This is a genomic window from Exiguobacterium sp. s78 (genome assembly GCF_018618985.1).
Classification (GTDB): domain Bacteria; phylum Bacillota; class Bacilli; order Exiguobacteriales; family Exiguobacteriaceae; genus Exiguobacterium_A; species Exiguobacterium_A abrahamii.
Window position 1 is genome coordinate 32,619 of record NZ_JACSNB010000003.1, and the last position, 23,272, is coordinate 55,890.

26 protein-coding genes and 1 riboswitch are annotated in these 23,272 nt (G+C 46.8%); of the genes, 18 read left to right on the forward strand and 8 right to left on the reverse strand.

Annotated features, from left to right (window positions below; genetic code table 11):
* Positions 1 to 3: 3 nt before the first annotated feature.
* The 6 genes from KNQ18_RS13255 to KNQ18_RS13280 all read left to right on the forward strand — a co-directional run bounded on the left by KNQ18_RS13255 (position 4) and on the right by KNQ18_RS13280 (position 4,503).
* Positions 4 to 840 (forward strand): two-component system regulatory protein YycI, encoded by an 837-nt coding sequence (locus KNQ18_RS13255; protein WP_023469841.1) that lies wholly within the window; start codon positions 4 to 6, stop codon positions 838 to 840.
* Positions 841 to 850: 10 nt separating this feature from the next.
* The gene (locus KNQ18_RS13260) at positions 851 to 1,642 is read left to right on the forward strand and encodes an MBL fold metallo-hydrolase (RefSeq protein WP_023469840.1); all 792 of its coding nucleotides are present in this window, start codon (positions 851 to 853) and stop codon (positions 1,640 to 1,642) included.
* A gap of 106 nt (positions 1,643 to 1,748) precedes the next feature.
* On the forward strand, positions 1,749 to 3,038 hold the full coding sequence (locus KNQ18_RS13265) for a S1C family serine protease (protein WP_215085121.1): 1,290 nt from the start codon (positions 1,749 to 1,751) through the stop codon (positions 3,036 to 3,038).
* Between the two features lie 145 nt (positions 3,039 to 3,183).
* The gene (locus KNQ18_RS13270; RefSeq protein ID WP_215085123.1) at positions 3,184 to 3,345 is read left to right on the forward strand and encodes a CxxH/CxxC protein; all 162 of its coding nucleotides are present in this window, start codon (positions 3,184 to 3,186) and stop codon (positions 3,343 to 3,345) included.
* A 72-nt stretch (positions 3,346 to 3,417) separates the two neighbouring features.
* On the forward strand, positions 3,418 to 3,897 hold the full coding sequence (gene rlmH, locus KNQ18_RS13275) for a 23S rRNA (pseudouridine(1915)-N(3))-methyltransferase RlmH (RefSeq protein WP_023469837.1): 480 nt from the start codon (positions 3,418 to 3,420) through the stop codon (positions 3,895 to 3,897).
* 129 nt (positions 3,898 to 4,026) lie between these two features.
* Positions 4,027 to 4,503 carry a GNAT family N-acetyltransferase gene (locus KNQ18_RS13280; protein ID WP_215085125.1) on the forward strand — a complete coding sequence of 159 codons (477 nt, stop codon included), beginning with the start codon at positions 4,027 to 4,029 and terminating at the stop codon, positions 4,501 to 4,503.
* Position 4,504: 1 nt separating this feature from the next.
* Here KNQ18_RS13280 and KNQ18_RS13285 read toward each other — a convergent pair whose 3' ends face one another.
* The gene (locus KNQ18_RS13285) at positions 4,505 to 4,879 is read right to left on the reverse strand and encodes a hypothetical protein (protein ID WP_215085128.1); all 375 of its coding nucleotides are present in this window, start codon (positions 4,877 to 4,879) and stop codon (positions 4,505 to 4,507) included.
* A 27-nt stretch (positions 4,880 to 4,906) separates the two neighbouring features.
* Entirely contained in the window at positions 4,907 to 5,059 is a 153-nt protein-coding gene (locus KNQ18_RS13290) for a hypothetical protein (RefSeq protein ID WP_215085129.1), read from the reverse strand.
* A 549-nt stretch (positions 5,060 to 5,608) separates the two neighbouring features.
* On the opposite strand from KNQ18_RS13290, the gene KNQ18_RS13295 reads away from it, so the two are divergent.
* The 4 genes from KNQ18_RS13295 to KNQ18_RS13310 all read left to right on the forward strand — a co-directional run bounded on the left by KNQ18_RS13295 (position 5,609) and on the right by KNQ18_RS13310 (position 8,821).
* Positions 5,609 to 6,067, forward strand: a complete 459-nt coding sequence (locus KNQ18_RS13295; protein WP_214748964.1) for a hypothetical protein — start codon at positions 5,609 to 5,611, stop codon at positions 6,065 to 6,067.
* A 127-nt stretch (positions 6,068 to 6,194) separates the two neighbouring features.
* Positions 6,195 to 6,788 (forward strand): DUF4230 domain-containing protein, encoded by a 594-nt coding sequence (locus KNQ18_RS13300; protein WP_214748962.1) that lies wholly within the window; start codon positions 6,195 to 6,197, stop codon positions 6,786 to 6,788.
* Positions 6,789 to 7,037: 249 nt separating this feature from the next.
* Entirely contained in the window at positions 7,038 to 7,226 is a 189-nt protein-coding gene (locus KNQ18_RS17345; RefSeq protein WP_290714338.1) for an aldo/keto reductase, read from the forward strand.
* 749 nt (positions 7,227 to 7,975) lie between these two features.
* Positions 7,976 to 8,821 (forward strand): DUF4352 domain-containing protein, encoded by an 846-nt coding sequence (locus tag KNQ18_RS13310; protein ID WP_215085131.1) that lies wholly within the window; start codon positions 7,976 to 7,978, stop codon positions 8,819 to 8,821.
* Between the two features lie 59 nt (positions 8,822 to 8,880).
* Here KNQ18_RS13310 and KNQ18_RS13315 read toward each other — a convergent pair whose 3' ends face one another.
* Positions 8,881 to 9,120, reverse strand: coding sequence for a hypothetical protein (locus KNQ18_RS13315; RefSeq protein WP_215085133.1), 240 nt, complete (start codon positions 9,118 to 9,120; stop codon positions 8,881 to 8,883).
* Between the two features lie 15 nt (positions 9,121 to 9,135).
* Positions 9,136 to 9,756 carry an HNH endonuclease family protein gene (locus KNQ18_RS13320; RefSeq protein WP_029343013.1) on the reverse strand — a complete coding sequence of 207 codons (621 nt, stop codon included), beginning with the start codon at positions 9,754 to 9,756 and terminating at the stop codon, positions 9,136 to 9,138.
* A gap of 192 nt (positions 9,757 to 9,948) precedes the next feature.
* Here KNQ18_RS13320 and KNQ18_RS13325 point away from each other — a divergent pair, with 192 nt between their 5' ends.
* From KNQ18_RS13325 to KNQ18_RS13345, 5 genes are all read left to right on the forward strand, one after another.
* A complete protein-coding gene (locus tag KNQ18_RS13325) occupies positions 9,949 to 10,146 on the forward strand; it encodes a hypothetical protein (protein WP_215085135.1) in 198 nt (65 codons plus the stop codon).
* Between the two features lie 82 nt (positions 10,147 to 10,228).
* The gene (locus KNQ18_RS13330) at positions 10,229 to 11,416 is read left to right on the forward strand and encodes a DUF4317 domain-containing protein (RefSeq protein WP_035395462.1); all 1,188 of its coding nucleotides are present in this window, start codon (positions 10,229 to 10,231) and stop codon (positions 11,414 to 11,416) included.
* A 176-nt stretch (positions 11,417 to 11,592) separates the two neighbouring features.
* Positions 11,593 to 12,672 carry an alpha/beta hydrolase gene (locus KNQ18_RS13335; protein ID WP_251133427.1) on the forward strand — a complete coding sequence of 360 codons (1,080 nt, stop codon included), beginning with the start codon at positions 11,593 to 11,595 and terminating at the stop codon, positions 12,670 to 12,672.
* A 16-nt stretch (positions 12,673 to 12,688) separates the two neighbouring features.
* A complete protein-coding gene (locus KNQ18_RS13340; protein ID WP_215085137.1) occupies positions 12,689 to 15,448 on the forward strand; it encodes a glycoside hydrolase family 3 protein in 2,760 nt (919 codons plus the stop codon).
* Positions 15,449 to 15,479: 31 nt separating this feature from the next.
* Complete coding sequence (locus KNQ18_RS13345) at positions 15,480 to 15,992, forward strand: SF0329 family protein (RefSeq protein ID WP_215085139.1); 513 nt, start codon at positions 15,480 to 15,482, stop codon at positions 15,990 to 15,992.
* 47 nt (positions 15,993 to 16,039) lie between these two features.
* Here the strand turns inward: KNQ18_RS13345 and KNQ18_RS13350 are convergent, their stop codons facing one another.
* Together KNQ18_RS13350 and KNQ18_RS13355 are read right to left on the reverse strand one after the other, a co-directional pair.
* Complete coding sequence (locus tag KNQ18_RS13350; RefSeq protein ID WP_215085141.1) at positions 16,040 to 17,035, reverse strand: tRNA dihydrouridine synthase; 996 nt, start codon at positions 17,033 to 17,035, stop codon at positions 16,040 to 16,042.
* 107 nt (positions 17,036 to 17,142) lie between these two features.
* Entirely contained in the window at positions 17,143 to 18,750 is a 1,608-nt protein-coding gene (locus KNQ18_RS13355) for an FMN-binding glutamate synthase family protein (RefSeq protein WP_215085143.1), read from the reverse strand.
* Between the two features lie 142 nt (positions 18,751 to 18,892).
* On the opposite strand from KNQ18_RS13355, the gene KNQ18_RS13360 reads away from it, so the two are divergent.
* A complete protein-coding gene (locus tag KNQ18_RS13360) occupies positions 18,893 to 19,387 on the forward strand; it encodes an LURP-one-related/scramblase family protein (protein ID WP_215085145.1) in 495 nt (164 codons plus the stop codon).
* An 18-nt stretch (positions 19,388 to 19,405) separates the two neighbouring features.
* Positions 19,406 to 19,927 (forward strand): NUDIX hydrolase, encoded by a 522-nt coding sequence (locus tag KNQ18_RS13365; protein ID WP_215085147.1) that lies wholly within the window; start codon positions 19,406 to 19,408, stop codon positions 19,925 to 19,927.
* Between the two features lie 41 nt (positions 19,928 to 19,968).
* Here the strand turns inward: KNQ18_RS13365 and KNQ18_RS13370 are convergent, their stop codons facing one another.
* The gene (locus tag KNQ18_RS13370; protein WP_050678565.1) at positions 19,969 to 21,192 is read right to left on the reverse strand and encodes an MFS transporter; all 1,224 of its coding nucleotides are present in this window, start codon (positions 21,190 to 21,192) and stop codon (positions 19,969 to 19,971) included.
* 221 nt (positions 21,193 to 21,413) lie between these two features.
* On the opposite strand from KNQ18_RS13370, the gene KNQ18_RS13375 reads away from it, so the two are divergent.
* The gene (locus KNQ18_RS13375) at positions 21,414 to 22,388 is read left to right on the forward strand and encodes a PD-(D/E)XK nuclease family protein (RefSeq protein ID WP_215085149.1); all 975 of its coding nucleotides are present in this window, start codon (positions 21,414 to 21,416) and stop codon (positions 22,386 to 22,388) included.
* Here KNQ18_RS13375 and KNQ18_RS13380 read toward each other — a convergent pair.
* On the reverse strand, positions 22,380 to 22,919 hold the full coding sequence (locus KNQ18_RS13380; RefSeq protein WP_214725203.1) for a histidine phosphatase family protein: 540 nt from the start codon (positions 22,917 to 22,919) through the stop codon (positions 22,380 to 22,382). The genes KNQ18_RS13375 and KNQ18_RS13380 overlap by 9 nt on opposite strands.
* A gap of 209 nt (positions 22,920 to 23,128) precedes the next feature.
* Positions 23,129 to 23,206, forward strand: a riboswitch (glycine riboswitch).
* The last annotated feature ends 66 nt before the right edge of the window (positions 23,207 to 23,272 follow it).

Here is a 23,272-nt window from a genome sequence, read left to right on the forward strand (position 1 = left end):
TGAGTGGACTGGAGTAAAGCGAAGACCTTATTGATGCTGACCTTTTTGATCCTGAACGTCTACCTCGCCATTCAATTGATGGACCGGATGGTCGAGCCGCGGATCGTCGCGACGAGTGCGACCGGGAAATCGATCTTGAAGGATCGTCAAATCGACGAGAAAAAACTGCAACCAGTCACGCGGGACATCGGCTATTTAACAGCCGAAGTCGATGCGCGGACGTTAGCGCCACTCGCGAGTTCACCGATTCGTGACGCGGTCGCCTCCGTCAAGAACGATGTCGAGTGGTCGGTCCGGTTGACGAAACCGTATCGACTCGATGCGAAGACGATGCGGGATTCTGCTTCATCGTTCGTTCAAGCATCAGTTCGATATGGTGCCGAATATACATTTTGGAAGTATGATAGTAAGTATCAGGAGATGACATTCGTTCAGACGTATAAGGGACAGCCGCTCTATTCGACACCACAGCAGTCGCGTGAGGACGATGCGATGATCGGACCGTCCCTGCTCGTCTTGCAGCTCAACGATGCAAAGGAAATCGTCAGCTACAAACAACGCCACTTGAACAAGGTCGTCCGGCAAGCGCAGGACGTGACGTTGTTATCGGCAAGTGAAGCAATCGTCCAGTTGTCGGAGCAAGGCTTGTTCCCGGCATCGAAGCGGTTGACGAGTCACAAGCTCGGTTATTTCTGTCTCGTCACGGAAGGCACGGAATCGGTCCAAATCCTGCCGCCGACGTGGCAAATCGAGCTCGACAATGAAGAAGTCTACTTCGTCAATGCGATTGACGGTGGTGTCCAGACCGTCGAACGATTGGATACAGTCTCAGAGAAATGAGGAATGCACGATGAGCCTACACTACAGCGTCATGGCCAGTGGCTCGACGGGGAACGCCCTCTATATCGAAAGTGAACAGACCCGCTTGCTCGTCGACGCGGGACTGACCGGCAAGGCGATGCTCGCCTTGTTCGACCAGATTGACCGGTCGCCGCATGGCATCGATGGTCTGTTCGTCACCCATGAGCACTCCGACCATATCAAAGGCGTCGGCATCATGGCACGGAAGTACAATATCCCGCTCTATGCGAATGAAAAGACGTGGGCGGCGATGGAAGCGAAGATCGGTAAGATTGATCCGGCGCTGAAGTTCCTCTGGGAAGTCGGAGAGGTCAAGCAGTTCGGTGACATCGAAGTCGAATCGTTCAATGTCAGTCATGATGCAGCGGATCCGATGTTTTTCCAGTTCGCGCACGAAGGAAAACGGTTGGCGCACATCACGGATACCGGATACGTCTCGGACCGGATGAAAGGTGTCATTCGAGGCGCTGATGCCTATATCTTCGAAGCGAACCATGATATCGGTATGCTCCAGATGGGACATTACCCGTGGAGCGTCAAACGACGGATCCTCGGCGATTACGGACACGTCTCGAACGAGGACGCCGCAATCGCGATGAGCGAGGTCCTAGATGACCGGACAAAACGCATCCACATGGCCCACTTGAGCAAGGACAACAACATGAAGGAACTCGCCCGGATGAGTGTCTCCCAGACGCTCGCGAGCCGTGACGTCGATCTGAGTAAGATTCAGCTTCTCGACACGGATCCGGTCATTCCGACGCCGCTCCTAAAGCTTTGATTATGGGAAATTACTGAATATGCTCAAAAGACCCCCACATTTGGCTCACTTGCCACGTGATGGGGGTATACTTGTGTAAAGAGAGTCATAAAGGAGGCGTATGTCGATGGATCGACCCGAAGAACCACGGAACGAATCCGAACGATACGAACAGTCATCCGATGAGAGCGGCTTCCCGCCCCGTCAACCGGCAACGAGCGAACCGGTCAGCCCTTATCGTGAACCATATGAAGAACAACCAGAACCACCGCGTCGTCGCGGTGCCGGAAAAGCCTTTTTCGTCGGTCTGATCGGCGGAATCGTCGGAGCCGTGTTGATTGCTCTCGTCGCGTGGCCGTTCGTCCGCGATGAGATGACGAGTCCGACTCCGGTTTCGTCGACGACAGCGGAACAGACTGCGACACAGACGACAGAGGATGAAGCCGACATCGTCGGTGCGGTCGGTAAGACGAAGGAAGCCGTCGTGAGCGTGACGAACCTTCAGAGCTCGTTCCAAGGAACCGATCAGGAAACGGGTGCGGGGTCCGGCGTCATCTATAAAAAAGACGGCAATAAAGCCTACGTCGTCACGAACTACCACGTCGTTGAAGGCGCGAGCCGCCTGTCTGTGACGTTATCCGACGGAACAGCACTCGAGGCAAAAGTCCTCGGCGAAGATCCGACGTACGATTTAGCGGTCTTGTCGATTGATTCATCGAAAGTGACACAAGTCGCAAAACTGGGGGATTCGGATACGTTACGTGCCGGTGAAACGGTGCTTGCGATCGGAAACCCACTCGGCATCTTCGCGAACTCCGTCACACGCGGTGTCATCAGTGCGCAGGAACGGACAGTTCCAGTCGATACGAACAAGGATGGACAGCAAGACTTCAACACGGAAGTCATCCAAACCGATGCAGCGATCAACCCGGGAAACTCGGGTGGAGCGCTCATCAACACAGCCGGTCAATTGATCGGGATCAACTCGATGAAGATCGCGGAAGCAAGTGTCGAAGGAGTCGGGTTTGCGATTCCGATCAACGAAGCGTTACCAATCATGCGTGATCTCGAGCAAAATGGTGAAGTCGTTCGTCCACAGCTCGGGATTCAGATTCGTGACGTGCAGGAATTCCCAAGCGGATACCGCGAAGATCGTCTGAAATTACCGAATGATGTCACGAAAGGAATCGTCGTCGTCGGTCTGACACGTAACAGCGGAGCCGAAAAAGCGGGTATGAAGGCAAACGATGTCATCGTTGAGATCAACGGAAAAGCGATCGCATCGTTCGCTGATCTAAAAAGTGTTCTCTACCGGGATGCAAAAGTCGGCGAAACGGTCAAAGTCACGTTCTACCGTGGCGGTGAAAAACAGACAGCAGATGTGAAGTTGTCAGCTCAGTCACCAACTGTTCAGTAAAGCATAATCTGAAAAACCATCCACAGGTCCGACCTGTGGATGGTTTTTTTGAGTGAGGAAACCTGCGCCTTTTCCGGTCAGGAAGATCGATATTTGTTATACTGGAAGCGGATAAATGTGGATAAGTGAAAGGAGGAGACCACCTGTGGATAAGTACGTCTGTTTAGAACATGTCGAGCTCGGGCTTGACGAAATCGTAGATGAAACAGAACAATACCCGATTCTCGATCAGCTAAATCCAGAAAAAAACATCACCTGTGAATACTGTGACGCACCGGCAACATATCTTGTGTCAAGCAAAAAATAAATATCAACATGTGGATTTGTGGATAACTCTGTGGATAACTCCTGAATTTTCTGTCAGAAAGCGAGAAATAAGATGCAAATTACCATCATTACGGTCGGAAAGCTAAAAGAGAAGTATTTGAAGCAAGGCATCGCTGAATATACGAAGCGTCTCGGCGCCTACTGTTCGATCCAAGAAATCGAGGTCGCGGACGAAAAGGCACCGGAGCAATTGAGTGAAGCGGAGATGGCGCAAGTGAAGAAAAAAGAGGGCGAACGGATTTTAGCGAAGATCGGACCCGACGTTCACGTCCTCGCACTTGCTATCGAAGGAAAACAACGGACGAGTGAACAGTTCGCAAAAGAACTCGATCAACTCGCGACATACGGCAAGAGTAAAATTGCTTTCGTCATCGGTGGATCACTTGGTCTTGCACCAGAAGTGATGCAGCGTGCAAATGATACGATCTCGTTTTCAAAGATGACATTCCCGCATCAGTTGATGAAGATGATCCTCTGTGAACAGATTTATCGAGCGTACCGGATTAATCGGAATGAGCCTTATCACAAATAAGCAGTATTTAGATGACCGCCTTAAGTGTATTAACTGATACTCTAGGTGGTCTTTTTTAGTTAGTAAGATTAACTCTTATATCATAATTAACAAAGACGACGAAATGTATATAAATGAAAGGAGGACATAATGGTTATTCAGATCATTGAAGAAAAAACACGTAGTCAGGTTAAAGTCTTTTTTACCAAGCACTGGGGCAGTTCACAAATGGTAACATCGACAGGTGTTCATGATTGTAGTCTCTTAGATGGATTTTATGCCATAAACGATGATCATGAAATCATTGGACTGATTACCTATCATATGACTTCACAGACGTGCGAAATCATTTCGCTGGATAGTCTTGAGGAAGGAAAAGGAATCGGCTCACGATTGATGCAAGTGGTAGAAGAAAGGGCAGCACAGCAACAATGCGACTTGCTGACACTTGTTACGACGAATGATAATAAGCATGCGATACGTTTCTATCAACATCGGGGATATACAATATCGCAGGTGATTCCGAATGCCGTGGACCTTGCACGCAAAATAAAACCGGAAATCCCGTTATACAATGAAAAGGGAGTTCCGATTAAAGACGAAATCGTCTTGATAAAACATTTATGAGTTACTTATTCGTTGTTGATGATAGAACTTCTAAATAATCCTTCTCACTCTTGAATTGATCATTCACAATCAAATCTGGTGAAATCAAATAGGTTCCGGCATATTCACCGTGCTTAATTTTGAAATAGCATGTCTTAGGTGCAAGTAGACTTTTCGATCGATGAATCTGCTCTCGTGATAGTTGCGTCCAATCTGATTGATCTTGTGAATTAGCGAAAGAGACAATAATCGATTGGTCCGCTTGAATCAACAGTACAAGATCGTTGTCTTGTAAACGCGATGGATTGACGTGGGCTAGGATCGGGTCGGCAGACTTAGCGATAAAACCGCCAATAGTACGGTGCGACTGTTGTTCCTTGATGAATTGTTGAATCATAGTTATCCCCCTGACTGGATATATAGATTACTCCGACTTTTCTTTTGTGATGAGACCGATACCGCAACCAAACAGCATGATGATGCCCGTAACGAGTAACGAAGGCACGTGACTTTCTAGTGCCATATAGAGACCTGCACCACTTAAGATGACGCCGGTTGGAATCAAAATATTCCGCATGAGTTATGCCTCCTTAAAACGGATAATGACTCTGCTCTCACTATACCGAATGGAACGTCAGATAAAAACGTATGCTTTAGTAAATAATGACAATCTGATTTTAAATACTCGACAATAAAGCAGACGCCATTCAGTGATGGAACAGCGTCTGTTTTATTGTGTCTGATTTAGCACGTTGATGAACATTTGATAAATGACGTCATGACACAATAATTACTGAATAACGCAAACGTCTACCGCTCTGACATAAGCAACCGTAACAAGTCATCCGACTTCCAGTTCACCGCTGATAATCCCGCGATCGTAGCAAACGTAAAGGTTTTTGTTTCTATCTGAGGGGACAGGATATCATAAAGCAGTCCTAATACTATTTTAAAAATTCTGAGGTACTTCTTATTCATATTTATAAAATAAAAGATATTACGGATAAATAACTTTTTACATCAAATAATAAAAAAGATTGTAAATTTAAGGAATGAAACCGATAATCATTATGAGATACCATCTTTTGTTAGTATAGAAATTAATTTAAGAATCGGGGGAAACAACGTGTTGCCTATTTCTAATTCAGAACTAGACCGTATTAAAGCAGAGTGTCATTCAATGGTTAATAAAAGAGCATCAGCTTCAGCCGCAGCCGCAGTCGTTCCTATTCCAGGAGCAGACGTTGGAGCAGACGTCGTCATTATGATGGAGCTGCTTCCTGCGATTAACCGGAAATTCGGATTATCTCCTGAGCAGATTGATCAGCTCGATTCTGAAATAAAAGGAAGACTCGCAATCATTATTTCTTCGGTCGGAAGCGAATTGGTTGGGAAGTACATTACAAAAACAGTAGTTGCACAATTACTAAAAAGAATGGGTGCCAAAATGGCAATTAAACAGGTCACCAAGTACGTTCCTTTTGTGGGACAGGCCGTTTCAGCTGGAATTAGTTTTGGTGCAATGAAATATTTAGGGAACGCACATATCGAAGAATGTTATGCAGTATGTAAAAGAGCTATGTAATAGTAATAAGTATGAATGGAAGAGGTGATGTGATTATCATGGATCATGTCACCTCTTTTTAACTAGCGCGTAGATATATTCTTAATACTTGAAATTTAGTGATACACATGTAAGGAGACTTTTAAAAATGAAAAAATTCGTTATGAACATGTTGGTTCTTTTGGTAATCATAGGAATAGTCGGTGCCGGTGCCATTTTCTATTTCAAACCTTCTCTATTTTCTACAACTAAAAGTTCTGATACTGCTTTAGTAAAAGAACGATTGGTCGAATTGTCCGAGTGGACTACCTTAAAATATGAATATAGCAAAGTCATAGTCAGTCGAAGCAGTAAAAAGGTACCGTTCATCGACATGAAGCTGGCAGAGGCAATCAAACTAATTGAATATGATGGTTATCTAAAAGCAGGAACGGATCTCTCGAAATTACAGTTATCTTATGACGAAACAGCTAAGCAATTATACGTTAAGGTTCCGAATGCGACTATCCTTGATAATGTAGCAGATACAGATACAGCCAAGGTAACGGATATCAAAGGGAATATTTTTTCTGATTATCAATCCCAGCAGATTTTTGATGATATCAACAAAGAAAAAAGAAAAATTGAAGAGAAAAAAATTCAGCAAGGTTTTCTAAAAGCGGCAGATGTACGCATACAAAAATTATTAACCTCTTTCCTTAAAACAAATGGGTATAACGATGTGACGATTGAATTTTACTGAATGAATGACAAAAGACGGTCAGGTGGAATGATTGTCTTTTTTTATACACTACATAAAGTGACCCGATTAAGGGGGGGTTATTGATGATAATCATAAAAAAGAAAGTTGGAGATATTTATTAAAAAAAGAGTATTAGGAAATACCGGAATCAAAGTATCGGAGATCGGCTTTGGTGCATGGCAATTAGGAAACGAAAAGGATTGGGGTAAAATGACCGATGCAGATGCAGTACATTAGATCGAGCAAGCTATTGATGAAGAGTGCACCTTTTTTGATACAGCACCTAATTATGGAGCTGAAAAAAGTGAAGAGTTGATCGGAAAAGCAATTAAAGAGAAACGAGATCAAGTCATAATCAGTAGTAAGTGTGGTCATCAATCGAGTGGGGAACAAAATTTTGAACCGGAACAACTCTTAACATCCGTCGAAAGTAGCTGACGTCGTTTACAGACAGACTATTTAGATTGTCTTTTACTACATAATCCACCGTTTACGACGTTGACAAGCGAATCTCCACAATTCGAACTACTTGAACGACTAAAAAAGAAGAGAAAATTCGAGCTTTTGGTGCTTCGGTCGATACAGGGAAAGAAGTAAAAGAACTATTAGAACACACGAACAGTCAAGTGATTGAAGTAATGTTCAATATGTTTCATCAAGAACCAGTGACGAGAATGAAATCAGCTCATCAACAAGGAGTCGGAATCATTTCTAAGATTCCGCTAGATTCAGGTTGGTTAACTGGAAAGTATGATCGTTACAGTACCTTCAGTGGGGTTCGGGATCGCTGAAGCAAGGAAGAAATCGAAATAAGAGCTGCGTTAGTTGAAAACGTTCGTCGCATTCTCGGTCAAGATACTTCTATGGTGCAGGCGGCCATACAATGCATTTTTTCATACGAAGAAGTATCGACGATGATTCCTGTAGCTAAAACTAGTAAGCAATTGCAACACAATCTATCTGCACCCGAAGGCAAATTACCGATGAATGTTTTCGAGGAGATACGAATTTTGTGGGAAGAAGAAATAAAAAATGCAAAGTTACCGTGGTAAAACGTTTTATACGACTTAATAGCATTTTTGAATTTAATTTACCATTTTGATCTTTTAAATAGAATTAAAATAATAAATATTAAAAAATATGGTAAAATTACTATAATAATTTTTATTAAAGGAGGTATCTTTATTATGCGAAAATTAATGATTCTTGTCAGCCTGATTATTGCTACAGTGATGTTAGGAGCATGTAGTGATAATGAGTCTTCATCCTCAAACTCTAAGGATGTTAAAAAATCGGAGAGTGTCAAAACGAAAGGTAAATTAAACGAAGAAGATTATGAGAAATTGTATAGTGACCCTAAAAAATATAAAGGTTACGAATTAGAGATTACTGGAAAAGTATTTGCTGAACCTGAAAAAGATGAAAAAGGTACGTACATTCAGGTTTGGGCTGATCCGGAAAATGCTGAAAAAAATACATTAGTAGCTATAGATGATCCGAAATTTAAAGTTAAAACAGATGATTATGTAAAAATAGATGGAGTAATTAAAGATGAATTTGAAGGAGAAAATGCATTCGGAGGAACTGTAACAGCACCAGTTGTATTAGCTAAACATATTGAAGTCGTTAATTATTTAACTGCTGTTTCTCCCACATTAAAAGAAGTTCAAGTGGATAAAGAAATCAATCAATATGAAATTAAGATGACTTTAAAAAAAATTGAAATTGCGGAGAATCAAACGAGAGTGTATGTAAAAATAAAAAACGATACAAAAGAAAAAGCTTCATTTTATCCGGGATCTGCAAAATTAATTGTCGGAAATAAGCAACTAGAAGAAGAGTATGTTGATTCTAAAACTACTGGACTTCAAGAAATTCAAAATGAAATATTACCTAGTATAGAAACTGAAGGTGTGATTGTCTATCCTGCAATAGATTTAAGTGAAACACAAATTAAATTTAATGCTGAAGTGTCTTCAGAGAATTACGATTTAGAAATTAAGCCATATATTTTTGATGTATCGATAAATTGAAAGCACTTGAAAAACAAAGCTAGGACGAATGTTTCACATTCTTGTCCTAGTTTTGTTTTTCAGTAGCGTTCGAGCACTGTCACTAACATCTGATGGATGACGTCATGATCCCGAACGTCATGGACACGATAACTTCCGGGTAACGTATAGATGTCTATCGCTCCGACGTAAGCAATCTTCAGTTCCAACGTCCCATCCTCCTGGCAGGTCGTCCGGAGTTCGAGTTCACCGCTGATGACACCAACTTCTTGCGTCATGACACCATGTGTGGCGGTAAAGGTAGAGGTTTTCGTTTCCATCGAATCGACTCCTTTTTAGTATGTACATGTGTTCAACATCGTTTGTAAGGCGGTTTTTTCACTCGACTGTAAGCTGAGGTTCCAGCGGCTCTTCGTATTGATCCACATCTTCGAGTAAGCGCAGCTCGCACCTGCCCGTGTCGGCTTCCATGTCGACGGATCCTGATCTCCTTTTGAACGGTTCGAGCTCGCAGAGACAGCGATCAATTGCGGACCTGTTAAATCGTTTGCGAACGCTTGACGTGTCGTCGTCGTCCAACTGCTTGCTCCTGAACGCCATGCTTCGGCAAGCGGTACGACGTGATCGATGTCGAGGTCAGACGGATTCGTGAATGTCAGTCCGTCATAGTAACTATACCAAGAACCGGATGTGACGGGGCACGATCCGACATATGAATCGGCGTCACGTTTTAAGACGACTTGTCGTGTATCACAGCCGCCTCCTTGACTACTCCAGTGCGGGAACAAATCACGCGAATAACCGGTCATGCTGCCTTCTGTTTTAACCGTTAAGGCATCGAGTTGAGACTGGGCCGTCGCTTTCGATGAGATGCCCGACGGTAACGCGGAAACAGACGTCGTATCGAATTGGAAAGCGGTCAGGCAGACGAGCGTAGTGATGACGATGGACTTGATGGCTTTGAACACGTGTCATTCCTCCTATGTATGAGACGAGATGATGTGAAGACACCCTTCACAATTTTTAGTATGGCATCACTTATTTAGGAGAAAATGAATATCGTGTAAATGTTATTAAAATTAAACTTTTGTCATTATATAGAAGGGTCTGATGTTAGGATTTAGGTGGAGAAGAAAGGAGACTACATCATGAACGAACGAATTAGAGGATGGTTGATCGTGTTCGGTGTATTTTTAGTCGTAAGTGGCACGTTGACGGAAGCGCAACTTTATTTCAACACAAAAGAACTAGATAATTGCATCGCGCAAGCTCGCGCTGCCCACCAAGAATATGAATATGAGATCGTTAATCCTGTCACACGCGCGTATTCATTCCGTGCGCATTGATTTTCTAAAAGATGTCGGGTCATCTCGCATATGGTACGCTTTTCAGGAAGCAGGATTTTAATGATTCGAGGAGCTGGTATGCATGAATAAAAAAGACATCGCCGACATCCGTCGTCACTTCAAGATGGATGCCGATTTACTAAAAATCCATGAAATCTACAACGTCTATATTCGAAAAGAGACGAGCGAAATCTATCATGAGGAAGCCCGACCGTTTCCGTTGCTTGATCCGGAACAACAGGAGCTGTTTCTTGCGAACTTCAAGAAAGTACTAGGTGGAAAACTCGACGTCAAGCTGTTCGAGGTCAAGTTCACGCATCCGGAAGAAGGAGAGACGGGTCATACGCAACAGCTCCTTTATGAAGGACTGTATGCGGAAGAGCCGGAGGACTGGGTCGAGCAGATGCAGACGATGGCGTTGAAGATGGTCCAGGACGTCCAGTACGAGAATGACCTCGTCGTCACGTTCATTCGCGGACAATACTATAAAACGACGAAGCGCCAAGCGGATGAGACAGAGATCGATCCGAATGACGACGTCTATACGACGCCGTTCATCCTCGGCAGCCTTAACTTGACAGAGTTACCGAAACAATCGCTCGTCTTTGATTTTGTCGAACGGGAATTCAAGTCGAACTTATTCATCAATCCGGTCATCAAACTGGCATCGCCGATCGGTGGATTTCTCTTCCCGACCTTCACCGACAACGCAGCAGACGTCAATCATGTCTTGTATGCGGCGGGCAAGCCGAATAAACCGGATTTTGGCTTCCTTGAAAACGTCTTGAACGGTCAACCGATCGTCACGGCAGATGAGGATAAAGCGATCTTCGAGGAAATCGTCAAATCAGTCGTGGGTGAATCGATGGATACGAAGACGTTAGCCGGTGTCTATGAAAACATCAACCAGTTGATCGTCGTCGAAGAGGATCAGGATGAGGAAGAAGTGCCGATGCTCGACGTTCAGGAAGTCGAGCGTGTCCTCAAGGCAAGTGGTGTCGAAGATGTCAGCACGGAACAAGTCGAACGGGCGTTCAAGACGGTCGTTGACGATCCGACATACGAGATGAAGGCAAGTAACATCGTTCCGAACTATGAAGCGAAATCGATTAAAATCAATACGAAGGTCGCAAATATCGCGATCAGTCCGCAAGACTTGAAGTACGTCAAACAAGTCAACTATCAAGGGAAACGATGCCTGTTGATCGAGGTCGAGGAAGACACGGTCATTGATGGTTTTACGATCGTTTCACAAGAACAATTACGATGAGGATCAGCGCAGGCGACTGCGCTGATTTTTTTAGGTGAAATATTTGCTTCTCCTGTCAAAGACAGGTATATTGTGATGTAAGCGGTCTCTTTTTTAAAAAAGAGGCATTCGAAATTTTTTTAATTGTTATCGAAAGCGCTTTCGATAACGGTTTGACTAGAAAGGAAGCGATCCACTTGTCTACCGCATCGATGCAAGATTTACTGCGGACGTTACGAAATCGTTCATCCATCCATCAAGATGGACTTGAGATCGTCGATAAGCCGATTCCCGACGTCTCGACTCCAGGAACACTCGATCCGCGTGTCCGTGAGGTCGTCCTCACGCAGCGTCCATCGGTCTCGATGCCAGAAGGAGCGTCGCCAGTTGAATTGGCGCGTGCCGGCATGGGTTGGGACAACGAAGACGTGACGACTCGGAAAATCTCAACGGACGTCCTCGCGATCCCAAGACCCGGTACCACGATCGAAGCACGGCTGTATCGTCCGGAAGCGGCACGTCCGCTCCCGCTCGTCGTCTATTTCCATGGAGGTGGTTTTTTCGGTGGTACGCTCGAGACGGTCGAGAATCCATGTAAGGCATTAGCCGATAAGGGGAACGTCGCCGTCTTGTCAGTCGGCTACCGATTAGCACCCGAGCATCCGTTTCCGACAGGACTTGAGGATTGTCATGCAGCGATCGATTGGGCAGTCGAACACGCTGATCGACTTGGGATTGATCCGGGTGCGATCGCTGTCGCCGGTGATAGTGCCGGTGGGAACTTAGCGACGGTCTGTTGTTTGCTCGACCGCGAGCGTCCGACGCCGTATATCCGCTATCAAGTCTTGTATTATCCAGTCGTCAATGTCGGGGAACATCCGAATTCGGAATATGACTGGACGCTTGAAGCCTATGACCGACAAACGGAATCGGAGCTACTCGAACGGATCATTTTGTCGCTTCAAGATGAAGAAGGTGTCCTCGAGCAATGGTACGTTCAAGCAAGTGATTCGAAGGATCGACGGATCTCACCGTTGTTCGCGACGCTCGATGATCTACCAGAGGCACTCGTCATTACGGGAGAGTTTGATTACTTACGTCTTGAAGGGGAAGCGTATGCGAAAAAACTGGCGCGCGCTGGCGTCAAGACCCGTTATCTCCAGTACCGCGGGATGGAACATGCCTTTCTTGATAAACTCGGTCTGTATCCGCAAGCCGAAGACAGCTTAGACGAAATCGCGAAGGACTTAAAACGACTTTTTTCTCAAACTAACTAACAAAGGTGGATGACGCATGACATACACGCTCGATTGGCAAGCCTATACAAAACTCGCACGACAAACCGTCGCGGAAGGGGCGGTCCTCTTACAAAATGATGGTGTGCTCCCGTTGCAACCCGCATCGACGGTCGCTGTCTTCGGACGTAATCAGTTCAACTACTATAAAAGTGGAACAGGATCAGGCGGGATGGTCAACGTCACGAACGTCGTCAGTCCGCTCGACATGCTGCGCGAAGACGTGACGCTGAACGCAGACGTCCTCAAGGCATACGAGAACTGGCTTGAAGACCATCCGTTTGACCAAGGCGAAGGCTGGGCAGCCGAGCCGTGGTCGCAAGAAGAGATGCCGCTTGACGCGACACTCGTTCAGCAAGCAGCGCTTGACTCCGATGTTGCCTTGATCATGATCGGTCGTACGGCTGGGGAAGACCGCGACAATACAGCGGATCCAGGGAGTTATTTTTTAACGGAGACGGAACAGGAGATGCTCCGACTCGTGACGACACACTTCAAACAAACTGTCGTCGTTTTGAACGTCGGGAACATCATCGATATGCGCTGGGTCGAAGAGACGACACCAAGTGCTGTCCTCTACGCGTGGCAAGGAGGAATGGAAGGCGGAACTGGACTGAGTGATCTCTTGCTCGGCCGCGTCTCACCGTCCGGAAAACTACCGGATACGATCGTCCGTTCACTCGATGATTATCCGTCGACACCATACTTCGGTCATGCCGATCGTGCGTTGTATCAAGAAGACATCTATGTCGGGTACCGTTACTTCGAGACGTTCGCACCGGAAGTGGTCTTGTATCCGTTCGGGTATGGATTATCGTATACGTCGTTCGACCTGACGACAGACGTGACGACGTCAGCTGATGCTTGGACGATTACGGCGACGGTGACGAATACCGGGCAGACGAGTGGGAAGGAAGTCGTACAAGGATACCTCGAGAAACCACAGGGACAACTCGGGAACCCGACGCGTCAACTTGTTACGTTCGGAAAGACAGAAGAACTCGCACCAGGTGAGCAAGAATCTCTCACACTCGTCGTACCGTTCGCCTCATTTGCGAGTTATGACGATAGTGGCGTCACCGGGCATAAATCGTCTTATGTCATAGAACCTGGCACGTATCAGCTCTATCTCGGAACGGACGTCAGGTCGGCGGTTCCAGTCGCAAGCCATTCCGTCGAGACGCTTGACGTCACGGACGTGTTAACCGAGAATCTGGCACCGGTGACGGCGTTTGAACGCATCAAACCGCAAGCGACCGAAACGGGATATACGGTAACGTATGAAGCGACACCACTGCGGACGATCGATCCGGAACAACGTCGTCAACAGGAGCGTCCCGTTGACCGGACGCAGACGGAAGATGCCGGTTGGAAATTACGCGACGTCAAAGAAGAACGTGTCACGCTCGAGACGTTCCTCGATCAATTAACGGATGCGGATCTCGCGGCAATCGTCCGGGGGGAAGGGATGAACTCACCGCGCGTCACACCGGGAACGGCGGGCGCCTTCGGTGGCGTGACGACAGAACTCGAAGCACTCGGCATTCCAGCAGGCTGCTGCGCGGATGGTCCGTCCGGGATCCGGATGGACATCGGGACGAAAGCCTTCTCGTTACCGAACGGAACATTGCTTGCCTCGACGTTTAACACGACGTTGATTGCCGATCTATTTGAGATGACAGGTCTTGAGTTACGGAAAAACGAGATTGATACGTTGCTTGGACCCGGGATGAACCTTCACCGCCATCCACTCAATGGACGGAACTTCGAGTATTTCTCGGAAGATTCGTATCTGACTGGAAAAATGGCAGTGGCACAACTCGACGGCATGCACCGGGTTGGTGTGACGGGAACGTTGAAACACTTCAGTGCCAACAACCAAGAATTCCACCGACACGATCTGGATTCGATCGTGTCAGAACGGGCGTTACGTGAGTTGTACCTGAAAGGATTCGAGATGGCCGTCAAGGACGGGAAAGCGTACTCGATCATGACGACGTACGGTGCCGTCAATGGGATCTGGACTGCCGGCTTATACGATCAGAACACACGTATTTTGCGCGATGAGTGGGGCTTTGACGGAATCGTCATGACCGACTGGTGGGCGAAGATCAACGCCGAAGGAACGGAAGCAAATCGTCAGCAAACAGCGACGATGGTCCGTTCGCAAAACGATCTCTACATGGTCGTCGGTGAACCAGGAACGAATCCGTTCGAGGATGATACGTTGACGGCTCTCGCTGACGGAACACTTCGACGTTCCGAGTTATTGCGAAGTGCCGCGAACATCTGTCAGTTCTTACTTCGGTCACCGGTCATGGATCGCGTGATGGGAACAGGATCACCGGTCGAAGTTCTCGGGGCACCGGTCGAAGAAGAGACGCTCGAAGATCAAGCGGTCTCGCACCAACGGCTCGTCAGTGGGGATGCGTTCCCGTTAACGGACGTCGTGACGACGACAGGTAGCAGTCACGTCTTCGCTGTCACGGCAGAAGAGACAGGGATGTATCAGGTCACGTTGACGGCACGTTCGAACGCTGGTGAACTGGCGCAAATGCCGGTGACGTTGTTTGCGAACAACATGCCGGTCGCAACCTTCACCTTCAACGGAACGAACGGCGAGTGGGTCAGCCAGACGAAGGACGTCTTCGTCTTCAACCCGCACAACTATTTAAAACTCTACTTTGCACTCGGTGGTCTCGAGTTAAAAGAGTTGACGTTTACGCTGGCGGAATCGTTTCATATGAAGAACGGCTGATTAGATTAGCCGGACGGAAAGGACGGATTGCGTGCAGTTTTCCATCATCAAAAAACGGGTCGAGCAACTGCTTTCCCCGTCGTTACAGGGACGGATTGCTTTTCATGCAGCTGTCTACCGGATTCAAGATAGTCCTAGTCGCGTCTGGGTGACGTTTGACGGAGAAGAAATTCTCGGAGCAGACGACTTTCACTTCGAACGGGAAGTCGATCGGCGCTACGCATTACAAGCTGCACAGTTACCGGAAAAACCAGCCGGATCGTTATGGCAGTCCGACTGGTTGAAGCAGTCGCATGCGTTATCCACTGAGATTGAACGACAGGTCAAACAGGACGGATACCTAGCGAACTACGAAATCCAACAGGACTTGTTGCAGTACCCGAACCTTGCGTTTGAACAAGCGCTCGTTCATCCACATCCTTTCATCCGTGGCATCGCACGTCTCGACCGACGACTCGGTAAACGGCGCTTCCTGTTGCTGACGCATCAGTCTGACTTTGAACAATGGTGTGCGGATACGCGGCAAACCGTCGAACACTGGTGACACGAAAAAAAGCACGCTTCCTCGAGACGAGGAGGCGTGCTTTGTTGTTAGATTGAAAACGAGTTGACCTCGTGAATGCCTTCTTCTTCAACGAAGGCGTCGAGTAAGGCACGCACTTCGTCCGTTGAGTTCGTCTCCATCAATTTGACCCGCAGTTCACTCGCGCCACGGAATCCGCGGACGTAAATCTTGAAGAACCGGCGTAATGGCTTGAAGAGACGGGGCTCGAATTGAGCCGAGTAATGATCGTGCAGATCGAGCTGGAGACGTAACAAATCGAGGAGTTCTTGGCTCGAATGTTCTTTTTTCTCGACTTCGAATGCAAACGGATTGTGGAAGATCCCGCGACCGATCATGACACCGTCGACACCATATTTCTCGACGAGTTCAAGCCCATGTTGGCGATCGTTGATATCCCCGTTGATCGTCAGTAACGTCTGTGGTGCGATTTCATCACGTAACTTCTTGATTTCCGGAATCAATTCGAAGTGCGCTGGAACGGCACTCATCTCTTTACGTGTCCGGAGGTGAATCGAGAGGTTCGCGATATCTTGCTCGAGGATGTGGCGCAACCAATCGTGCCACTCTTCGACCTTCGTATAACCGAGACGCGTTTTGACGCTGACCGGGAGACCGCCCGCTTTTGCGGATTGGATCAGTTCAGCTGCGACTTCCGGACGATTGATCAAGCCGGAGCCTTTTCCGTTCACGGCGACGTTATGGACGGGACAGCCCATGTTGATGTCGATTCCGCTAAAGCCCATCTCTGCCATGCCGATGCTCATTTCGCGGAAATATTCTGGTTTATCGCCCCAAATGTGAGCGACCATTGGTTGTTCATCCTCCGTGAACTCGAGACGTCCGCGGACGCTCTGCTTGCCTTTCGGATGACAATAGCTTTCTGTATTCGTGAATTCCGTGAAGAAGACGTCCGGACGCGCCGCTTTCGCGACGACGTGGCGGAAGACGACGTCGGTGACGTCTTCCATCGGTGCCAAGACGAAAAATGGTCGTGGTAAGTCCTGCCAAAAGTTTTTTTTCATAGTATATTAAACCCTTTCCTTAAGGTAATGCACATGTGTGGTTAAAGAATTTCATCAACTATACACTTTAAGCGCTCTGGTTAAAAAGTGCAAGTGAGTGCTATTCGTTACCGTGAGGAAAGAGAGCGATCCATCATATGCCGTGCCATCCAGTCCGGCCCCGGAATCAGGTGTCCGGCTCCATCCTTATAGATAACGTGTTCGGGTCGAAGTTCCGTCGGCGAGACGAGTCCTGCTGCCGCCGTCAGGTTGTAGAGACCTTCTCGTAACGAAATGATGTAGTTCGTCACGCGGAAACTTTTTTCGTCGACGATCAGCGCCTTTTGCAGCTTCGGGTCGGTCGTCGCGACACCGACCGGACAGTGATTCGTGTGACAGACTTGCGCTTGGATACAGCCGACATTAAACATCAGACCACGTGCGATATTGACGAAGTCGGCACCGAGGGCGAGAGCGATCGCAATCTTATCGGCACTGATCAGCTTACCGGACGCAAACACTTTGACCTTGTCGCGTAAACCAGCTTCCGTCAGGAGTTGGTGGACGAACGGTAAGGCGGAAAAAAGTGGTAGACCTGCAGCATCCGCGAGTTCTTGGAACGTCGCGCCTGTCCCTCCTTCACCTCCATCGACCGTCATGAAGTCCGGATGACGTCCGGATTCTTTCATATAAGCAATCAACTGCCGCATGTCTTCAAGATTACCGACGACGACTTTGATTCCGACCGGTTTTCCGCCAATCTCACGTAGACGTTCGACCCAGTCGAGCATCGTCTCTGGTGTCGTGAATTCGTTGAAGCGGTTCGGACTATCGATGCCGACACCGACTTTGACCTTCCGGACAGCGGCAATCTCTTCTGTGACCTTTGATCCTTCGAGGTGACCACCGCGCGTCTTAGCTCCTTGAGCGAGCTTGAGTTCGAAAGCTTTGACTTGCGGTAACTCACTTTTTTTCTGGAACTCATCGAACGAAAAGTCACCGTCTTCCGTTCGGACACCGAACAGACCGGGACCAATCTGACAGATGATGTCGACGTCACCTTTTAGATGAAAATCGGATAGCCCGCCTTCCCCGGTATTCATCCAGCTCCCTTTGGCGCGACCCAGTCCGATCGAGAGCGCGGTAATGGCACGGTCACCGAGCGCTCCAAAACTCATTGCTGATTGACCAATCAGTCCTTGGATTTGATAAGGGTGTCGACATGTCGTTGCGCCAATGACTGGTGCATCCTCCATTTTCAAGAGATACGGTGAAATTTGCTTCGCAACGAGATGTTCTTTACGTGTAAATAGTTCATCGCGGTCAATCTGATAGATGTGTGTGTCGACACGTTCCGACTGGTCGATGCGTAATTCCTGACGATTCGTTGGAAAGAGGACGTTTTGTACATAAAAACCGGCTTCTTCAAAATCACGTTCCGATCCAAAACCGAGAATCCGACTTTGATATTTGCCGGAAAGGACGGCCGTCTTGTATTCATTACGGGAGAAGGGTTTCCCTTCGTTATTGTTGAGAAATAAGTATTGGCGGAGTTCCGGTCCCATGTTCTCGAGGATATAGCGCATTTTTCCAAGGACAGGGAAGTTTCGCAGGACCGCGTGTTCTTGCTGGCGACGATCAGCGCGCCAGACGTGCCAAAAGAGAAGCGGTGGGACAAGGATGATCAACAGGGCGATGGCGAGTAAAATGAAGAGAACAATCGTATTGATAGACATCAAAATTCCTTCTTTCCCGTAGATTCGTGGTATGTAAGTTGATACCACTGAAAGTTCGGATACAAACGATAATTTCCAGATATTGAATCTTTTCCGTCGGTGATCGCGTAAATGAACTTATACATTAAAGGAGGAGACCGGTATGCATACACTCTATATGAAAGAAAAAGCGTTCAGTTTACGTGGACGATTCTCGATTCAAGACGAGGCAGGGCACGACGCCTATCACATCGAGGGAAGTTTTATGAAACTTCCGAAGTCATTCAGCGTGACGAACCGAGATGGAGAGGAAGTCGCGGAAATCACGAAGAAGACGTTCAGTTTCCGACCGGTCTTTTATGTCGAAGCAGCAGGGCAATCGTTTGAAATCATTAAAGAGTTCACGTTCTTCAAGGACCGCTATACGATCAACTCGGATCAATTCGAAGTGACGGGCGACTGGTGGGATGTTGATTTTGAGGTCTTACAACAAGGGCAACGGATTGGTCGCGTGCAGAAGAAATGGAACTCTTGGACCGATCAGTACATCATTGAAGTCGAAGATGAAGCAATGGAAGAATTGTTGATCGCTCTCGTCGTCGCGATTGATTGCGTCAAGGCGGAGGAAAGTTCGAACTCTACATCTTTCATTGATTAAAAAGGGGCATGATTTAGGATGGAACAGTGGGACGTATACACAGCAGATCGTAAGAAAACAGGACGGCTCTGGACACGGGGGACGCCACATACAGCCGGCGATTATCACATGACGATTCACGTCTGTGTCTTTAACGCCAAAGGAGAGATGCTAGTCCAACAACGGCAACCGTTCAAATCCGGTTGGCCGAACATGTGGGATGTGACGGTCGGGGGCAGTGCAATCAGTGGGGATACGAGTCAGATGGCAGCACAACGTGAGCTGTCGGAAGAGCTTGGACTCGATATCGATTTCACAGGCATCCGTCCCCATCTGACGATTCCTTTTGAAATCGGTTTTGACGATTATTATCTCGTCGAGCAGGAAGTGGATTTGACGACGCTGACGTTGCAGGAAGAAGAAGTCCAACACGTCGCTTGGATGACAGAAGAAGCGATCGTTAACGGAATCGAAGAAGGATGGTTCATCGGTTATCATGAATCATTGATTCGACTGTTGTTTACCCTTCGCCATAGTTACGGCGCGCATAACGAGGCATAAAAACAAGCCCTTCCGGTGATTCGGAAGGGCTTGTTGCTTGATTAAGCGGATTTTCGAAGTGCATCCGTCCGTTTTGGTTTTGTTTCTGGTAAGAAGAACGTGAAGAACAGATACACGGAACAGCAGAGGAAGAAGACGATCATCGAGACCGTATATCCCGCATGTCCGAGTGCGTAACTCCAAATGATCGTAAAGATCGTCTGCGTCGCATAAGCAATCGCCCAGAAGAGACCGAATAAGACGGTGATCTTTTGCGGTGTCATCCCTTTTCGTTCGTGTGCCAAGTTCATGAAGATCGGATACTGGATGTACATCGCAAATCCGGAAATGAACGCAAAGACATACGAAACGAGTGGCGAGATGTTTCCGAACAAGACGGTGACGAGGAAACTCGCGATCATGACCGTCCCGCTGATCAACAGAATCGGTTTACGAGGTGTTCCTTTGTTACCGATCCGTAGACCGACGAACGTTCCGACGATTCCGGCACCTGAGACCAACAGGTTGACGAGCGAACCGTTCAACTGCGTATACGTATCGAACACAGGTTTCAAGCCGACGAGCGATAAGATATAGAGCGTCAAGAAACCGCCGAAGGCAACCGCATATTTCCAGAGGAACGGATCGCGGACAGCATCTCCGTAACCGTAAGGCGTTTCGTCCGCGTCCGCAGCATCGTTCAACTCGAACGACTCACTACCAATCCACCATGCGAAGAAGAGAATCGCTGTCAGACTCGCGAAAATCGTCAACGTCAGTTTCCAGTCACTGACGAATTGATCGGCAAACAAGGTGAACAAGAGTGACACGACGAATGCACCGACGTTATAGGAAACAGTGTTGAAGGCGTTGATCCGTAATTTTTCAGCCGGATCTTGGACGTAACGTGTCACGACCGGGTTCATGTAGACGATGACCATTGAACCACCGAGTCCCATGACCATGCGAGCGACCGTATACGCCCAGTAGTTCGGCAGATAGATGGCGACGATCGACATCATCAGGAACAACAGTGCGAGCAACGGTGCTTTTTTCGGACCGAGCTTCATCAAGATGAGCGCGGCGAGAATGTTGGCGAAGACACGCGCCGTCGTAATCGAATAGTTGACGAGTTGTGAGATGAGGGGGTCAACGGTCTGATTACCGAAGAAATGCGCCGTTATTTGTGGCGTCAAAGATGAACCCGCGACCCAGTTCATGGCGAAGGTCGCATAGGCGAACCAGAGGACGATCATCATGAAATAGCCTTTTTTTGTGGTAGACATAAAAATCCCTTCTTTTCTGAAGTTCCGCTTCATACCTGAATCGAAAACTACTTAACTTTATTATCAATTCATTCAATATAAAGCCGTTCCGAAGGGAAGTAAAATAGATAGTTCTTATGAAATCTATAAGCAAATTGAATGAGTAGAGTTTGTTATTATTCTTCAAATGAATAATAAAAGGAAATTAAATGGTTATAATTGTAATAAAAGGAGGTATTCATTTGAAACCTAATATTTTTGATTATGCCACAAGTGAGTTATCACAAGACGCTTTTCTATGTTGGTTATTGAAGTGGGCGGAAGAAGGAGCACGAAGTCACGATCCGCAACTCCATACGATTGCGAATGTATTTGTTAAAGAAGTTTTTGATCTTCATAACTGCCAGTTAAACGAATCGATTCAAAGTGTGTGTATTAAAAGACAGTTCAATAGTCTAGATATATTAGCGATCATCAATGAGAAATATGCCATTATGATTGAGGACAAAGTATTTACGAGTCATCATTCAGATCAATTACGTCGATATCTAGAAATGGTCAAAACTCACCCCGAAACATGGTATTTGAAGCCGATACCGATTTATTACAAAATCGTAGAACAAGGCGACTACTCCGGCGTGACAGAAGCAGAATATAAAATATTTACGCGAACGAAGATGATCGAAGTACTGAGCGGCCTTCATACTTCGACGACCAATGATATTTTGAACGATTATCTTAAGTATCTCAAGCAGATCGACACCTCGATCGAATCTTATAAATCACTACCAATCACCGAATGGAATTCTTTCTCTTGGCAAGGATTCTATAGAGATCTGCAAAAAGAATTGAAGAACGGAAAATGGGGACGCGTTGAAAATGCACGTGGAGGATTTTGGGCATTCTGGTGGAAAGGAGACGATAGTCAACCGCACTATTGGCAGTTAGAAGAATCAATGTTAAAAGCAAAGGTAGAAGCTGCTGATAGTCAAAATATAAGAGAGTATCGAGATCACTGTATGCAAGCATTATTGGAGTATTCTCAAAAAAATGAGTTGAATTTAAGTCGACCAAAAAGTGTTCGTAGTGGAAAAACGATGACGATTGCACAACGCCCCGATTACATACAAGTCTTTGATGATCAAAAAATTAATTTTGAACAAACCGTATTAGAGTTGAAGCGTTATGCGTATTTTAGTCAGGCTCCGTTAGTGTAGATCGATTGGTTGAAAAGATATTACATCATCTACTTGCGTCACCTTAAAAATATCCGGATTCTTCAGCTGTAAACTTTCTTCGAATCCAAACGTAGGGTCAATCGAATGCAGATATAAAGATAATAAATTCCCATGTGTCACGAGAATGGAACCATCATGCTGTTGCAACGCTTCTTCAACGACACGCGTGATGCGCTTAGTTGCTATCCGGCTAGATTCACCACCAGGACACGTATAGTCTGGATCGATGAACGTTCGACGAAGATGGTCCTGCCAATCGTCAAGTGGAACAGCACTTAACCGTCGCTCTTTTAAGTCTTCTTCTTGTGCAACGGGTAGTTTCAGAGCAGTCGCAAGTGGTTGAATCGAGTCGAGCGCTCGGCGATACGGACTCGAAATAAGGTGTGGGATTGGAAGATCAAATAACTGCGTACACAGTCGTTGCGCCTGTTCTTCTCCACGAGGTGTTAACGGGGCTTCCGGTGCTTGACCAGTCGTTTCACAGTGGCGAATCAAGTAAATCGTCGACATGAATGTTTCATCCTTTCGTGATCAAGTGGTGCTGTATGATTTCTGGAAAAGATGGTAAAGTCCTTTTCATAGATTGAAAAATCATTTTGAAAAAGGCGTTGACAAACGCTGTCGAGATTACTAGAATTAGAAACAATTCATCGATGCAGCGACGCATCGGATAATCAAATAAAGAGAAAGCTATGATTGTCATGGGTCACACTATGGCAGGAGCAGCTTCTGGAGAGACCGTGTCGACACGGCGCCGAAGGGTTCACAATCTCAGGCAAACGGACAGAAGAGTAATCACATGCAGCGACGGGCATTCATGGAATGTCATAGTGGCGTGTATGGGTTATTCCTTTGATTTTGTT

Excerpts from the sequence above, each read along its gene's own strand:
- KNQ18_RS13260 (WP_023469840.1), top strand. The coding sequence starts at position 851 with ATGAGCCTACACTACAGCGTCATGGCCAGTGGCTCGACGGGGAACGCC.
- KNQ18_RS13265 (WP_215085121.1), top strand. The coding sequence starts at position 1,749 with ATGGATCGACCCGAAGAACCACGGAACGAATCCGAACGATACGAACAG.
- rlmH (WP_023469837.1), top strand. The coding sequence starts at position 3,418 with ATGCAAATTACCATCATTACGGTCGGAAAGCTAAAAGAGAAGTATTTG.
- KNQ18_RS13280 (WP_215085125.1), top strand. The coding sequence starts at position 4,027 with ATGGTTATTCAGATCATTGAAGAAAAAACACGTAGTCAGGTTAAAGTC.
- KNQ18_RS13285 (WP_215085128.1), bottom strand. The coding sequence starts at position 4,879 with ATGATTCAACAATTCATCAAGGAACAACAGTCGCACCGTACTATTGGC.
- KNQ18_RS13290 (WP_215085129.1), bottom strand. The coding sequence starts at position 5,059 with ATGCGGAATATTTTGATTCCAACCGGCGTCATCTTAAGTGGTGCAGGT.
- KNQ18_RS13300 (WP_214748962.1), top strand. The coding sequence starts at position 6,195 with ATGAAAAAATTCGTTATGAACATGTTGGTTCTTTTGGTAATCATAGGA.
- KNQ18_RS13310 (WP_215085131.1), top strand. The coding sequence starts at position 7,976 with ATGCGAAAATTAATGATTCTTGTCAGCCTGATTATTGCTACAGTGATG.
- KNQ18_RS13315 (WP_215085133.1), bottom strand. The coding sequence starts at position 9,120 with ATGGAAACGAAAACCTCTACCTTTACCGCCACACATGGTGTCATGACG.
- KNQ18_RS13325 (WP_215085135.1), top strand. The coding sequence starts at position 9,949 with ATGAACGAACGAATTAGAGGATGGTTGATCGTGTTCGGTGTATTTTTA.
- KNQ18_RS13330 (WP_035395462.1), top strand. The coding sequence starts at position 10,229 with ATGAATAAAAAAGACATCGCCGACATCCGTCGTCACTTCAAGATGGAT.
- KNQ18_RS13340 (WP_215085137.1), top strand. The coding sequence starts at position 12,689 with ATGACATACACGCTCGATTGGCAAGCCTATACAAAACTCGCACGACAA.
- KNQ18_RS13350 (WP_215085141.1), bottom strand. The coding sequence starts at position 17,035 with ATGAAAAAAAACTTTTGGCAGGACTTACCACGACCATTTTTCGTCTTG.
- KNQ18_RS13355 (WP_215085143.1), bottom strand. The coding sequence starts at position 18,750 with ATGTCTATCAATACGATTGTTCTCTTCATTTTACTCGCCATCGCCCTG.
- KNQ18_RS13360 (WP_215085145.1), top strand. The coding sequence starts at position 18,893 with ATGCATACACTCTATATGAAAGAAAAAGCGTTCAGTTTACGTGGACGA.
- KNQ18_RS13365 (WP_215085147.1), top strand. The coding sequence starts at position 19,406 with ATGGAACAGTGGGACGTATACACAGCAGATCGTAAGAAAACAGGACGG.
- KNQ18_RS13370 (WP_050678565.1), bottom strand. The coding sequence starts at position 21,192 with ATGTCTACCACAAAAAAAGGCTATTTCATGATGATCGTCCTCTGGTTC.
- KNQ18_RS13380 (WP_214725203.1), bottom strand. The coding sequence starts at position 22,919 with ATGTCGACGATTTACTTGATTCGCCACTGTGAAACGACTGGTCAAGCA.